This is a genomic window from Paraglaciecola psychrophila 170 (genome assembly GCF_000347635.1).
Taxonomy (GTDB): Bacteria; Pseudomonadota; Gammaproteobacteria; order Enterobacterales; family Alteromonadaceae; genus Paraglaciecola; species Paraglaciecola psychrophila.
Genome location: NC_020514.1, coordinates 3,499,184 through 3,513,397, shown reverse-complemented (window position 1 = coordinate 3,513,397; position 14,214 = coordinate 3,499,184). Strand labels below are relative to the sequence as shown.

At 40.9% G+C, this 14,214-nt stretch carries 14 protein-coding genes and 1 pseudogene; all 15 read left to right on the top strand.

Features of this window, described 5'->3' with window-relative positions:
* Positions 1-79: 79 nt before the first annotated feature.
* On the top strand, positions 80-589 hold the full coding sequence (gene fliL, locus C427_RS15375; RefSeq protein ID WP_007639162.1) for a flagellar basal body-associated protein FliL: 510 nt from the start codon (positions 80-82) through the stop codon (positions 587-589).
* A gap of 28 nt (positions 590-617) precedes the next feature.
* Entirely contained in the window at positions 618-1,676 is a 1,059-nt protein-coding gene (gene fliM, locus C427_RS15370) for a flagellar motor switch protein FliM (RefSeq protein WP_007639161.1), read from the top strand.
* A gap of 29 nt (positions 1,677-1,705) precedes the next feature.
* A complete protein-coding gene (fliN, locus tag C427_RS15365; protein WP_007639160.1) occupies positions 1,706-2,128 on the top strand; it encodes a flagellar motor switch protein FliN in 423 nt (140 codons plus the stop codon).
* Entirely contained in the window at positions 2,088-2,591 is a 504-nt protein-coding gene (gene fliO / locus C427_RS28245) for a flagellar biosynthetic protein FliO (protein WP_226991175.1), read from the top strand. The genes fliN and fliO overlap by 41 nt, the downstream gene beginning before the upstream one ends.
* 11 nt (positions 2,592-2,602) lie before the next feature.
* Positions 2,603-3,343: a flagellar type III secretion system pore protein FliP gene (gene fliP, locus C427_RS15355; RefSeq protein ID WP_407636126.1), complete on the top strand. Its 741-nt coding sequence runs from the start codon at positions 2,603-2,605 to the stop codon at positions 3,341-3,343.
* Positions 3,344-3,384: 41 nt separating this feature from the next.
* Complete coding sequence (gene fliQ, locus C427_RS15350) at positions 3,385-3,654, top strand: flagellar biosynthesis protein FliQ (protein WP_007639148.1); 270 nt, start codon at positions 3,385-3,387, stop codon at positions 3,652-3,654.
* 56 nt (positions 3,655-3,710) lie between these two features.
* Positions 3,711-4,473 (top strand): annotated as a pseudogene (gene fliR / locus C427_RS15345) (flagellar biosynthetic protein FliR).
* A gap of 16 nt (positions 4,474-4,489) precedes the next feature.
* Positions 4,490-5,614 carry a flagellar biosynthesis protein FlhB gene (gene flhB / locus C427_RS15340; RefSeq protein ID WP_007639145.1) on the top strand — a complete coding sequence of 375 codons (1,125 nt, stop codon included), beginning with the start codon at positions 4,490-4,492 and terminating at the stop codon, positions 5,612-5,614.
* Between the two features lie 113 nt (positions 5,615-5,727).
* Positions 5,728-7,827 (top strand): flagellar biosynthesis protein FlhA, encoded by a 2,100-nt coding sequence (flhA, locus tag C427_RS15335; RefSeq protein WP_007639135.1) that lies wholly within the window; start codon positions 5,728-5,730, stop codon positions 7,825-7,827.
* Between the two features lie 45 nt (positions 7,828-7,872).
* Positions 7,873-9,216 (top strand): flagellar biosynthesis protein FlhF, encoded by a 1,344-nt coding sequence (flhF, locus tag C427_RS15330; RefSeq protein WP_007639133.1) that lies wholly within the window; start codon positions 7,873-7,875, stop codon positions 9,214-9,216.
* Positions 9,213-10,079: a MinD/ParA family protein gene (locus C427_RS15325; protein WP_007639132.1), complete on the top strand. Its 867-nt coding sequence runs from the start codon at positions 9,213-9,215 to the stop codon at positions 10,077-10,079. Before flhF ends, C427_RS15325 begins: the two co-directional genes overlap by 4 nt.
* Positions 10,076-10,807: an RNA polymerase sigma factor FliA gene (locus tag C427_RS15320; RefSeq protein ID WP_007639131.1), complete on the top strand. Its 732-nt coding sequence runs from the start codon at positions 10,076-10,078 to the stop codon at positions 10,805-10,807. Before C427_RS15325 ends, C427_RS15320 begins: the two co-directional genes overlap by 4 nt.
* A 57-nt stretch (positions 10,808-10,864) precedes the next feature.
* Complete coding sequence (gene cheY, locus C427_RS15315; RefSeq protein WP_007639129.1) at positions 10,865-11,248, top strand: chemotaxis response regulator CheY; 384 nt, start codon at positions 10,865-10,867, stop codon at positions 11,246-11,248.
* 29 nt (positions 11,249-11,277) lie between these two features.
* The gene (locus C427_RS15310) at positions 11,278-12,033 is read left to right on the top strand and encodes a protein phosphatase CheZ (RefSeq protein WP_007639127.1); all 756 of its coding nucleotides are present in this window, start codon (positions 11,278-11,280) and stop codon (positions 12,031-12,033) included.
* A 12-nt stretch (positions 12,034-12,045) separates the two neighbouring features.
* Positions 12,046-14,151, top strand: coding sequence for a chemotaxis protein CheA (locus C427_RS15305; RefSeq protein ID WP_007639126.1), 2,106 nt, complete (start codon positions 12,046-12,048; stop codon positions 14,149-14,151).
* The last annotated feature ends 63 nt before the right edge of the window (positions 14,152-14,214 follow it).

Below are 14,214 nucleotides of genomic sequence, written 5' to 3'. Positions count from 1 at the left end.
CGTAAAGCGCTTTGCCAATTTAACCTTGGGGCTGATAATAGTTGTAGAGTTCATAAGTGTCACAATTTGAGAGAAATACATGGCTGAAGAAGAATTAAAAATGGAAGAAGGCGGCAAAAAAAGCAAACTGGTCATTATTATAATTGCTGTTGTTGTGCTAATTGTTGGCGGTGGTGCTGCCTATTATTTTTTAATGGCCGACGACGATAACGCTATACCAGTCGTTGTAGGTAAACCGACAGTTCAAGGAGTTGAGGGGGTTAAAACCGGAACGGCTATGTATGTTGCTATGCCTAGGCCCTTTGTATTTAATGTACCTGGAACAAACCGAGACCGGTTAGTCGAAATTAAAGTGCAGCTAATGATGCGTGGTTCCGATAACGAAGAACAATCGAAAATGCATATTCCTTTGATTGAAGGCACCTTGTTAAAAATATTTAGCACCGCCAATGCCGATGACTTAGCCACAGAGGCGGGTAAAATAGCCATTCGAGATAGCGCACTGAAAGAAGTGCAAAAAACCATGCTAGTTGTCAGCGGCAACCAAACTGTGGAAGAAGTACTTTTCACAGGTTTTGTTATGCAGTAACAACTGATTTGTTAATGAGAGAGTTAGATTGAGCGATTTATTATCCCAAGACGAGATTGATGCACTATTACATGGTGTAGATGATGTTGAGGAAGAAGAAGTTGAAAGTGGTGTGTCCGATGGCTCAGCAATGGAATACGACTTTTCTTCTCAAGATAGGATCGTTCGTGGGCGTATGCCAACCCTTGAAATTGTTAATGAACGCTTCGCTAGACATATGCGTGTTAGTCTATTTAATATGATGCGCCGTTCGGCAGAAGTGTCTATTAACGGTATCCAGATGATTAAATTTGGTGAGTATATTCACACCTTATTTGTCCCTACTAGTTTGAATATGGTGCGCTTTCGTCCTCTCAAAGGCACCGGGCTGATTACTATGGAAGCCCGACTGGTGTTTATCTTGGTAGATAACTTTTTTGGTGGTGACGGTCGTTACCATGCAAAAATTGAAGGACGAGAGTTTACTCCAACCGAACGCCGTATTATTCAGATGTTATTGAAGCTTATATTTGAAGATTACAAAGAGGCATGGGCACCCGTTATGGATGTATCATTCGAATACCTTGACTCTGAAGTGAATCCCGCTATGGCCAACATTGTGAGCCCTACAGAAGTGGTGGTGATAAGTTCTTTTCACATTGAATTAGACGGCGGTGGCGGTGACTTCCATGTATCTTTACCTTACTCAATGCTGGAACCCATTCGTGAGCTGTTAGATGCCGGCGTACAAAGTGATAAAGAAGACACTGATTTACGCTGGAGCAAGGCTCTTCGAGATGAAATGATGGATGTGAAAGTGGCTTTATCTACGCATATGATGGACTTGGAATTAACCCTTGCAGATATCATGGAGCTAGAACCGGGTCATATAATTCCTATCGATATGCCAGAACACATCACGGTATTAATTGAAAATTTACCGACTTTTAGAGCCAAGTTAGGTCGTTCACGTGACAATGTGGCACTTAAAATAATTGAAAAAATTCCGCGCCCAACTTCTGTGAAGTCTGAGTTGCAACTATTAACCAAAGGTGGCCGACGAATTGATAGCGACGCCGAATTGCAAACCCTCGAAGATGATTGGTAAGCCCTGTTGTCCAGAGTCAGGAGTAAATAATGAGTGAAGAAGACGGTTTAGATGATTGGGCTGCGGCCATGGCCGAGCAAGCTGATGAAGAAGATAAAACGGGTAGCGAGTCTGAAGGCCTGCTTGGCACTGATGCAGAGGTCGCCGAACTTGAAGAATTTGACGAAGATCGAGAGATAACGCCCAAAGAAAAACGCAAACTCGACACCATCTTAGATATACCTGTGACCATTGCTATGGAGGTGGGTCGTAGCAATATTAGTATTCGAAATTTACTGCAGTTAAACCAAGGTTCAGTCGTCGAACTCGACCGAGTTGCTGGAGAGCCATTAGATGTTTTAGTAAATGGCACGTTGATTGCTCATGGTGAAGTAGTAGTAGTCAACGACAAATTTGGTATTCGATTAACTGATGTTATTAGTCAACTGGAAAGAATCAAAAAAATCAGATAGAAAAAAAGCATGTAAAACATGGGCTTGGATAGCTCTTGGCTCATGTTTATGTATCTCTTTTGAGTCCAATTCAACGCCTCAAACTCTAACAAATCCCACTTCAATAGTGTCAATTTTCCTTTCTTTATTATTGGTTATTAGCGTTGTTTTTATACTTGCGTTCCTCATGCGACGGTTTAACGTCACTCAATCAGGCACCTCAAACATTAAAGTTGTCGCCTCAATGATGGCTGGAGCCAAAGAAAGAGTGTTGGTTATTGAGGTGGCAGGTGAGCAACATTTGCTGGGTATCACCGCTCATAACATTAACCACTTAGCAACTCTCTCTTCACCTATCGATAATACGACAACATCGACAGGTAACGAAAAATTCAAAGACAAACTTGCAATGCTCATAGCCGGTAAAATAAACCCAGCTATGGCGCAAAATAACAAAAAAAACACTGACGGGGAACAATCATGAAAAAGACATGTATGCGTGTTTGTTTGTTGTTGTTATTAAGTATTGTTAGTGGATACGTCTTGGCAGAGCCTGGGATACCTGCTCTAACGCTAACTGACAACCCAGATGGAAGCAAAGATTATACTATGACCTTGCAAGTTGTCGCTATCATGACGTCTTTGAGCCTACTTCCTGCTTTTGTGATGATGATGACGTCCTTTACTCGGATAATTATTGTTTTATCTATTTTGCGTCAAGCAATAGGTTTGCAGCAATCACCCTCGAATCAGATTTTGATTGGTGTAAGTTTGTTTCTGTCGATGTTTATTATGGCCCCTGTGTTTGAAAAGATAAACGAAACGGCACTACAGCCTTACTTAAATGAAGAACTGACATCAATACAAGCCTATGAAATAGGAAAAGAGCCATTAAGGGCTTTTATGTTGGCTCAAACAAGGGTTAAAGATTTAGAAACCTTTGTACAAATCGGTGGAATGGATGGGCAATTTCAAGACCCCGTCGACGTGCCTATGAACGTTCTGATCCCTGCCTTTGTGACAAGCGAACTCAAGACTGCGTTTCAAATTGGTTTTATGTTGTTTATTCCCTTTCTGATTTTAGATTTAGTGGTCGCATCAATTTTGATGGCGATGGGCATGATGATGTTGTCACCTATGATCGTGTCATTGCCCTTTAAGTTGATGTTATTTGTGTTGGTGGATGGCTGGAATTTAATTTTTGGTACATTAGCCAATAGTTTTGGGATGGGTTAGCAAATGTTACATAGTCAAATAATGAATAATAAGGTGTGCCCATGAGTCCAGAAGTCTTTGTTGAGATACTCAAAGAAGCATTAGCAATGGTTATTCTGCTGGTTTCAGCGATTATCCTACCCAGTTTGTTTGTGGGATTAATTGTTGCTGTGTTTCAAGCCGCAACTTCAATTAATGAACAAACCATGAGTTTTCTGCCGCGTTTAATTGTCACTTTATTGGCACTCAGTTGGGGTGGCCATTGGTTAGTACAAAAGCTTATGGACTTCACTTTTAATATGGTGGAGCGAATTCCTGAGGTTTTGGGTTAGCGGTGATAATGATTAAGGCTGAAGGTTAAACCTTGGATATAGCAACGACTACAATTATGCAATATTTGGCAGACCTACTGTTACCATTTATGCGTATATCGGGGTTATTTGCTGCTATGGTAGGCTTGAGTGCTAAGACCGTGCCGCCTACCACAAGGGCGCTACTGACACTTTTTTTAACCCTAATTATCATGCCGGTTATACCGCCAGTTCCTATTCCTGCAACAGACCTTTTTTCTTGTTGGTACTTTCATGTTAGTGGCCCAGCAGTTGATCATTGGTATTTCATTGGGTTTTATATCAAATATGGTACTCAATACCTTTGTGTTAGCGGGGCAAATTGTTGCTTTGCAAACCGGGTTGGGTTTTGCATCAATTGTTGATCCGGTGAATGGTATTAGTGTTCCCGCAGTAGGGCAGTTTTATCTTATCCTAGCGACACTTTTGTTTTGGTCGTTAGATGGGCATTTGTCGATGATCCGTATGATTGTGATGAGCTTCGAAGCGTTTCCCATTGGTGAAGCATGGTTTGCTCCAGAACAATTTAGAGACATTGCACACTGGGCTGGGTGGATGTTTATTTCAGCTGTTACCATATCTTTGGCGCCTATTGTGTCATTACTTATCGTTAACTTGGCCTTTGGTGTTATGACAAAAGCAGCCCCGCAATTAAATATTTTTAGTATAGGTTTTGCAATCGCTCAAATTATGGGACTAATCATAATTTGGTTAACGTTAGACAACTTAACCCATCACTTTGAAGTGATGTGGGATCGGGCGCAGCTCATGATGTGCCAGCTCGTATTAGTGTGTCCTTAATTGAAGGAGGTAAATCATGTCTGATTCAAACGAAAAAACTGAAGAACCCACCTCCAAGAAAATTGAGGACTCCCGTAAAAAGGGGCAAATTGCCCGATCTAAAGAATTGTCCACGGCTTTAGTTTTAATTGCTAGTGGCGTTAGTTTTTTACTTATTGGTTCGCAAATTGCCAGCGCACTATTTGAAGTGACACAGCGTACGTTTACTCTGTCGCGTGATGAAACCTATGATTTTACTCATATGTTTCAAGCTTGGGGCTTTGCAGTCGAGACCATTAGTATACCCGTTTTATTATATATGCTGATTGTGACTGTTGCTGGTATCTACGGCAATATTGCCTTGGGAGGGTATAATTTCACTTGGGATGGTGCTGCGCCAAAAGCCCAAAAAATAAGCCCTATAGCAGGCTTTAAGCGTATGTTTGGTATGAACAGTGTGGTGGAACTACTTAAAGCTATAGCTAAATTTGTGGTGGTTGCGTCGATGGCATACGTTACGCTCATCATGTTCAAGGATGAAGCATTACATTTAAACTTAGAATTATACCCACAAAACCTTTTTCATGCGCTGGATTTAATTGCATGGGGCTTTTTGATTATGTGTTGTGCTTTGATCCCCATTGCTGTTTTCGATGTGCCCTATCAAAGTTACAAACACAATAAAGAAATGAAAATGTCTATGCAGGAAGTCAAAGACGAACGTAAAAATGCCGATGGTGACCCTCAAGTAAAAAGTAGGATCCGTAAGTTACAATATCAAGCTGCTGCAAACCGGATGATGCAAGAAGTACCAAATGCGGATGTGGTTGTCACTAACCCCACTCACTTTTCTGTGGCGTTAAAGTATGATCAGTTTGGCAACCGTGCACCGACTTTAGTGGCAAAAGGCGCGGATGAAATGGCCATGCATATTCGTACCATTGCCAATGCACATGACGTGCCTATTGTGGCCTCTCCTATGCTAGCTAGGGCTATTTATTATTCTACAGAAGCAGAACACGAAATCCCCGAAAAGCTGTTTATGGCTGTGGCTCAAGTATTGGCATATGTTTATCAATTAAAAGCCTACAAACAAGGTTCAGGTAAACGCCCTAAACCATTAAAAAGCAACTTACCTATCCCACCAGAGCTAAGACGTTAAGTATTGAATTAGATTTTTATTAAAATAATTCAATTTTATTAAAAGACTTGGCGTACTAGTTGCAATCATTCCTTTAATGTTAACAATATCAACAAAGCGTCAATATTTCGTTTATGCAATTAGCCTCTTATTTCGGTCGGTTTGATAAAAACCAATTTAAGTCAGTATCATCTGGTTTAGGCGCACCAATAGTCTTGTTAGCAATAATGGGTATGGTGATCTTACCTATGCCTGCATTTTTATTGGATATCCTATTCAGCTTTAATATTGCCCTGTCTTTAGTCATCATCTTGGTGTCAGTGTTTACTAAGAAACCCGTTGATTTTGGTATTTTTCCTTTAGTTTTGCTTATCGCGACGGTATTACGACTTGCCCTAAATGTAGCGTCAACAAGGATAGTTTTACTTGAAGGCCACGAAGGCGGAGATGCAGCAGGTAAAGTGATACAAGCTTTTGGAGAAGTTGTAATTGGCGGTAACTATGCAGTCGGTATAGTGGTTTTTGCGATATTGCTGATTATAAACTTTAAAGTGGTTACTGCTGGTGCAGGACGTATTTCAGAAGTCAGTGCACGTTTTACTTTAGATGCGATGCCCGGTAAACAAATGGCTATAGACGCAGATTTAAATGCAGGTTTTATTGATTCTGATGAAGCCCGTAAACGTCGATTTGAAATCACCAGTGAAGCGGACTTTTACGGCTCAATGGACGGTGCTTCCAAATTTGTAAAAGGTGATGCCATTGCCGGTTTATTCATTATGTTGATTAACCTAGTGGGTGGCTTATTTATTGGTATGATCCAGCATGATTTGGCTTTTGGCGATGCAGTTGAAATTTACACTTTACTGACGATTGGTGATGGTTTGGTTGCCCAAATTCCTTCGTTATTGCTGTCAGTAGCTACCGCCATTATTGTGACCAGAGAAAATGATTCTCAAGAGATGGGTAAAGAATTAACCAGACAACTGGGTGACCAACGTGCACTTTATATTACCTCTGGTATCTTGTTTGTAATGGGAATTGTACCCGGTATGCCGCATGTTGCCTTTTTGGGTTTTAGTGCAGTGGTCGGGGGATATGCTTATTATAGTAATTGGCGCGCACAGAAAATTGCGAATGAACCTGAATCGGTTAAGTCCTTACCTGAGCAAAATCAACAACCATTAGAAATAAAAGAGCTAGGTTGGGATGATGTTCAGCATGTTGATACTATAGGTTTAGAAGTAGGTTATAGGTTGATCCCGTTGGTCGATAAGGCTCAGGGTGGTGAACTGCTCACGCGTATTAAAGGCGTGCGAAAAAAATTATCGCAAGAACTGGGTTTTTTGATCCCGCCGGTACATATTCGCGATAACTTAGATTTAAGTCCGAATAACTACACTATCGCTATGTTAGGTGTCACGGTTGGTGAAGCTGAACTGAGTCATGATGATGAGTTAGCGATTAATCCGGGACAAGTATTTGGCAAGCTAGATGGCAAAGCGACGAAAGATCCCGCCTTTGGACTGGATGCTGTATGGATTAGAGCCAATCAAAGAGAACACGCCCAAACTCTTGGTTATACAGTGGTAGATGCAGCCACGGTAGTGGCCACACATTTAAGTCAATTATTAACCAACAATGCTTATCAATTGTTAGGTCATGAAGAAGTGCAACAACTGCTGGATTTGTTAGCCAAAAATAACCCTAAATTAGTTGAAGGTTTAGTGCCTGATATATTGCCTTTGAGCACTGTAGTCAAAGTTTTACAAACTATGCTTTATGAAGGTGTTCCCATTAGAGACATGCGTAGCATAGTGCAGACGTTATGTGAGTTTGGTCCAAAAAGCCAAGATCCTGACGTGTTGGTGTCTGCGGTGCGTATTGCTCTAAAACGTTTAATAGTTCAAGAAATAAACGGTGGTTTGGCTGAAATCCCTGTCATTACATTAGCTCCAGAATTGGAACAGATGTTGCACCAGTCACTTCAAGCTGGTGGAGCGGATGGCGCAGGAATTGAACCTGGATTAGCAGAACGTTTACAAGGCTCATTAAATGAAGCTGCTCAACAACAAGAATTAGCAGGTGAGCCTTCAGTTTTATTGACTTCAGGTATGTTAAGGCCGGTATTGTCAAAGTTCTTAAAACACTCGGTGAGTGGATTACATGTGTTGTCATATCAGGAAATACCTGATGACAAACAAATCAAAATTGTCAGTGCCGTGGGTCAATAATCTGACGGGATGCTCGGACGTAGTGTTGGTATTTAAGGGGTATATATGAAAATCAGACGTTTTTATGGCAAAGACATGCGAGAAGCACTCAAAAAAGTGAAAGATGAGTTGGGTGGTGAGGCGGTTATTATGTCAAATAAAAAGCATGCTGACGGTATCGAGATAATAGCCGCCTATGACAAAGAACCTGATGAGCAGTTATTGCCTAAAAAAGATCAGCTCAAAGTTCAAGCTAACCTTTCTAGACCCCCCCCCACTTTGAGTGAAATTATTGGTGACAGTGGGCCTGATAGTTTAAAAGCATTATTAGAAAAACAGTCCCAATCTGCCTCAACCTCTATCCCTAAAGAAGTGAGACCGGTCTCTGTAGTACAGCCACAAGTTTATTCAGACAGTGCTATTTCTGCATCTTCCCATGCACATTATTCTTCTCAGCCAAATAACCAACAAAATAACCAACAACAAGATGCTCTTAAAGAAATGCGTCAAGAGTTATCATCTTTGCGGCACATTTTGCAATTTCAGGTATCTGGGTTAATTGAACAAGAAAAGAATCGCAAACATCCGCTGCATGGATATTTATTACAACGGTTACAGCAAATGGGGATTTCGGATAATTTAGCTGAAGAAGTGTTGTCTTATGCGCCAGAATCTGCCGATGAGAGGCAATCTTGGCTGTTTCTTCTTAAGCTTTTGGCTAATAGGTTACAAACCAAACATGATGATATCTTATCTCAACCGGGTGTGGTTGCATTGATGGGGCCAACAGGTGTCGGTAAAACAACTACTATCGCCAAACTTGCAGCTCAAGCGGCACATAAGTTTGGCGTTGACCAAGTGGCGATTATAACCTTGGATAATTATAGGATAGGTGCATACGAACAAATCGCTACCTATGGAAAAATCATTGGCTGTAGTGTTAAACAAGCACAAAATTCAAATGAATTATCAGATTTACTTCATCAATTTAGAAATAAACGTTTAGTGTTGGTAGATACTGCAGGGTTTAGTCAAAAAGACGCTAGGCTAATCAAACAGTTAGATACTATGAAACAGAACACCCGTGTTAATATCAGACATTACTTAGTGATGCAGGCTAACTGTCAGTACCGCGTCATGCAACAAACTGTAAATGAGTATCGACAGATTTCTTTACAAGGGTGTATATTGACTAAATTAGATGAGTGTTACAGCTTAGGAGAGGTAATCAGCGTGGCAATTGAGAACAAATTACAAATTTGTTATTTGGCTGACGGGCAACGCGTACCAGAAGATTTGCAATCTGCAAGTACAAAATTTTTAATTACTAGTGCAGCGAAGCTTTATAAAAAATTCGGTTTAATTCATAATAGAGCTAATGACATAAATAACGCAGCAGTAGCAGTATGATTGAGGATCAAGCAAGTAGCTTAAGAAGAATGAATCAATCTAGATTAATTAAAGTGATAGCCGTGACAGGCGGGAAGGGAGGGGTTGGGAAAACAAATGTTACCCTTAATACCGCTATCTCACTTGCCCAACAAGGCAAAAGAGTCATGGTGTTGGATGCCGACCTAGGCTTAGCTAATGTTGATGTACTTTTAGGTCTACGGGTGGAAAAAAACCTATCTCACGTATTATCGGGCGAGTGCACTTTAGATGAGGTACTAGTTGTAGGCCCCTACGGGATCAAAATTGCACCTGCAACGTCTGGTAGCCAATCTATGACGGAGCTTACTCCTACGGAACACGCAGGTCTTATTCGGGCTTTTAGCGAACTACAATCGCAAGTTGATGTGTTAATCGTTGATACTGCGGCTGGTATTTCAGATATGGTGTTAAGTTTTTCCAAAGCTGCTCAGGACATCATGATGGTGGTCTGTGACGAACCAACTTCTCTTACAGATGCCTATGCGCTGATTAAAATTTTGAATAAAGAACATGGCGTGTTCCGTTTTAAAATTGTCGCCAATATGGTGCGTAGTATGCGTGAAGGCGATGAATTATTTTCTAAATTGACTAAAGTGACAAATCGATTTTTGGATGTGGCACTAGAACTTGTGGCCGTTATTCCATTTGATGAAAATGTGCGCAATTCGGTTAGAAAACAAAAAGCAATAGTTGAAGCATTTCCTACCTCGCCTGCAGCTATGGCTATTCGAAGGCTTGCTAAAAAAGCGATAGAGTGGCCCATCCCTAATCAACCAGGTGGTCATTTGGAGTTTTTCCTTGAACAACTGGTCACCAAAAATGTATCGGGTGATAAAAGGTGAACAGTAAAGCTGCTGCTTATCAACAATTTGCCGATAAGAATGATTTGGTTGACAGACACGCATCGTTAGTCAAGCGAATTGCTCATCATTTGATTGCTCGTTTGCCAGCCAGTGTTCTAGTGGACGATTTGATTCAAGCGGGTATGATAGGTTTATTAGAAGCATCACGAAATTTTGATGGCAGTAAGGGAGCAAGTTTCGAAACTTTTGCTGGGATCCGGATTCGGGGATCTATGCTAGATGAAATACGCAAAGGGGATTGGACTCCACGTTCTGTGCACAAGAATGGCCGTGCAATAACAGAAGCTATCAATCAAGTTGAACGAGAAACAGGTCGTGACGCACGCGATTTAGATGTGGCTGAAAAATTACAAGTTAGTATTGAAAGTTACCACCAAATGTTAAATGAAGTGAATGCTGGAAAAATCATTGGCATGGAAGACTTAGGGGTAACTGAAGATGTGATCACGACAGAACAAACAAAAGGTTCAGATACGCCCTTTGAAGACTTTCTTCAAGGTTCGTTTCAAAAGGCACTGGCTCATGCTATTACGACGTTACCAGAGCGTGAGGCAATTGTATTATCTCTATACTATGATGAAGAGTTGAATCTGCGGGAAATTGGTGAAGTACTGGATGTTAGTGAATCCAGAGTGAGCCAAATACACAGCCAAGCCATGCTTAAACTTAAGTCTCGCATGCAATACTGGCGTTCAAACGACAAATAATTATAGCAATGAAGTTGGGTTTTAAGTTGAGTGTTAGAACTCTCACCGGAGGTGGTTTTGAATAAAAATATGAAGATCCTCGTTGTTGACGATTTTTCAACAATGCGAAGGATTATCAAGAACTTACTTAAAGATCTTGGTTTTGTAAATATACAAGAAGCAGATGATGGTAATACTGCATTGCCAATGTTACAACAAGGCGATTTTGATTTTGTGGTAACTGATTGGAACATGCCTGGCATGCAAGGAATAGATTTGCTTAGAGCTATCCGTGCAGATGTTAACTTAAAACATATTCCTGTTTTGATGGTGACTGCCGAAGCGAAAAAGGAACAAATTGTTGCTGCTGCACAAGCTGGGGTAAATGGTTATGTTATTAAACCTTTTACTGCTGCAACATTAAAAGAGAAATTAGCAAAAATCTTTGAACGACTTGGTTAAGTTCAGGCTAAGCTGATAGGAAAGACTGTATGAAAACCTCGCCGATTTCTCTTGCAGATGCAAAAAAATTAGTGGTTTTAATAGAAAATGGAGATAACCAAGGCGCTCAAGATTTACTTGAATCTACTGGCGCTCAAACTTCGTTTGAATTATTTGCGGAAGTGGGTAAATTGACACGTCAACTTCATGATTCATTGAATAACTTTCAACTTGATCCTCGCATAGTGAATATGGCTAACGTGGATATTCCAGATGCTCAAACACGACTTAAGTATGTCATAGAAGCGACTGAAGATGCAGCAAATAAAACCATGGATTTGGTGGATTCATGTATGCCTATAGCAGAGAAATTGCATGATGGAATAGTCAATGTTATGCCTGAATGGAATAAACTGATTGTACGAGAATTGCAATTGGGAGAATTTAATCTACTTGTAAAGGAAATGGATAGTTTTCTTAAACATGGTAGTGAATACTCAGCTAAATTGACAGGCCTGTTGACTGAAGTACTCATGGCCCAAGGTTATCAAGATTTAACTGGCCAAGTCATCAGGCGAGTTATCGAGTTAGTTAAAGAAGTTGAAGATAATTTAGTCTACATGCTCACTATGTTTGGCGGCGTTGAACATAAAGATGTTGCTGAGATTGCTGAAAAGCCTAACAATTCTGAGAATGAAGCCGATATGATTAAGGCTGAAGGTCCAATATTGGATGCCGACAGCAGAGAAGACGTAGCGTCGGATCAAGACGACGTAGATGATTTGCTTTCGAGTCTGGGATTTTAGGGAGGCTATAAGATGGCTTTTGATGTTGACGAGGAAATACTAGCTGACTTTCTGGTTGAAGCCGGTGAGATCTTAGAGCTATTGCAAGTACAGCTCGTCGAATTAGAAAATAATCCAGAAGATACGAATCTCCTGAACGCTATCTTTAGGGGTTATCATACCGTTAAGGGGGGGGCCGGATTTTTATCACTGACTGAGTTAGTTGATATTTGTCATGGTGCAGAGAACGTGTTTGATGTTATGCGTAATGGTCAACGTACTCTTACGCATGAGCTCATGGATGTGATATTACAAGCCACGGATGAAGTGGTGCAAATGTTTGATCTAGTCAAAGCTGGTGAGCCTCTGGTAGCTGCTGAAAAGAGCCTTATCGATACTCTCACCAGACTCAGTAAACCTGAATTATTTGACAAAGTTGCGGCTGCAAGCGAGCCTAAATCTGCAGTCAATATAACCACTGCCAATGAATCAGCAGCCTCCAGTGATTTTAGTGAAGAAGAATTTGAGGCTTTGTTAGATGAGTTGCATGGTAATGACGCACCTGGTGCTAAGGAAGATAAAGCGCCAGAAGAAACCTCTTTAAATGATCAAGATATCAGTGATGATGAATTCGAAGCGCTTCTTGATCAATTGCATGGCAAAGGTCAGTTTAAGGGTGAAGATAAAGCTGACACTGAACAGTTAAAAGAGTCGCCAGTTGCACCTGAGCCAAGCCCATCTGGTGACGACATCTCTGATGATGAATTTGAAGCGTTATTAGATCAACTTCACGGCAAAGGTAAAGGCCCAGCTGAAGTCGTTTCTGAAAAGTCATTTTCTGTTAAAGAATCGCAGCCAGCAATAGAACCACCTGAAGTCAAAAAGGCTATTACCCCTCCTGATAAAGTAGAAGTAGCTCAGCCTATAATCGCCAAAAAAGAAGAAAAAAAATCTGCAGCTCCTCCGCAAGGTGAAACGACCGTAAGGGTTGACACTAAACGCCTAGATCAAATTATGAATATGGTTGGCGAACTAGTACTAGTGAGAAACCGACTACTGAGTCTTAGCACCAATGTAAATGATGAAAGCATGGCCAAAGCCATTGCTAATCTAGATGTAGTAACAGGCGATTTGCAAGGCGCTGTTATGAAGACGCGTATGCAGCCTATTAAGAAAGTATTTGGTCGTTTTCCGCGTGTTGTTCGTGACCTTGCAAGGACACTGAAAAAAGAAATAACGCTTGTACTAGAAGGCGAAGAAACAGACTTAGACAAAAACTTGGTTGAAGCTTTGGCTGACCCCTTAGTGCATTTGGTTCGAAATTCGGTTGACCATGGCATTGAAATGCCAGAAAAGAGGAAGGCCGCAGGTAAACCAACTATGGGTACCGTTAAGCTAACTGCGTCACAAGAAGGTGACCATATTTTGCTGAGCATTATAGATGACGGTAAAGGCATGGACCCAGAAAAACTGAAAGAAATTGCGGTTTCTCGTGGGGTTATGGATGCTGATGCAGCGTCAAGAATGACTGATGTTGATGCCTTTAATTTGATTTTTGCACCAGGCTTTTCAACTAAAACAGAAATATCTGAAGTATCAGGTCGTGGTGTAGGCATGGATGTGGTGAAAACCAAAATCAATCAGCTAAATGGTACCGTCAGTATTGATTCTAAGATGGGCATTGGTACAACACTTGAGATAAAAGTACCATTGACCTTGGCAATATTACCGACGCTGATGATAGTGATAGGCAAACAAACGTTTGCTTTACCGTTAGGGTCTGTGAATGAAATTATCAATCTTGATATGCGAAAAACCAATACTGTTGATGGCCAGTTAACGATGATTGTTCGCTCTAAAGCTATTCCATTATTTTATTTGGGAGAATGGTTAGCAAGAGGAGAAGTTAATATTGATAAAACCAAAGGACACGTGGTTGTAGTGCAAATTGGTACAAAACAACTTGGATTTGTTGTTGACGCTCTCATTGGCCAAGAAGAGGTGGTTATTAAGCCTCTAGATGAATTGCTTCAAGGTACCCCTGGCATGGCAGGAGCGACCATAACCAGTGATGGTGGTATTGCATTGATATTAGATGTGCCTGGTTTGCTAAAAAGATATGCCGCCAAAAAATCATAGGTGATTATGTTCTTGATACGCCTAATATGAAATTGATAGTTAGACAAATAGGTATGATAGGCG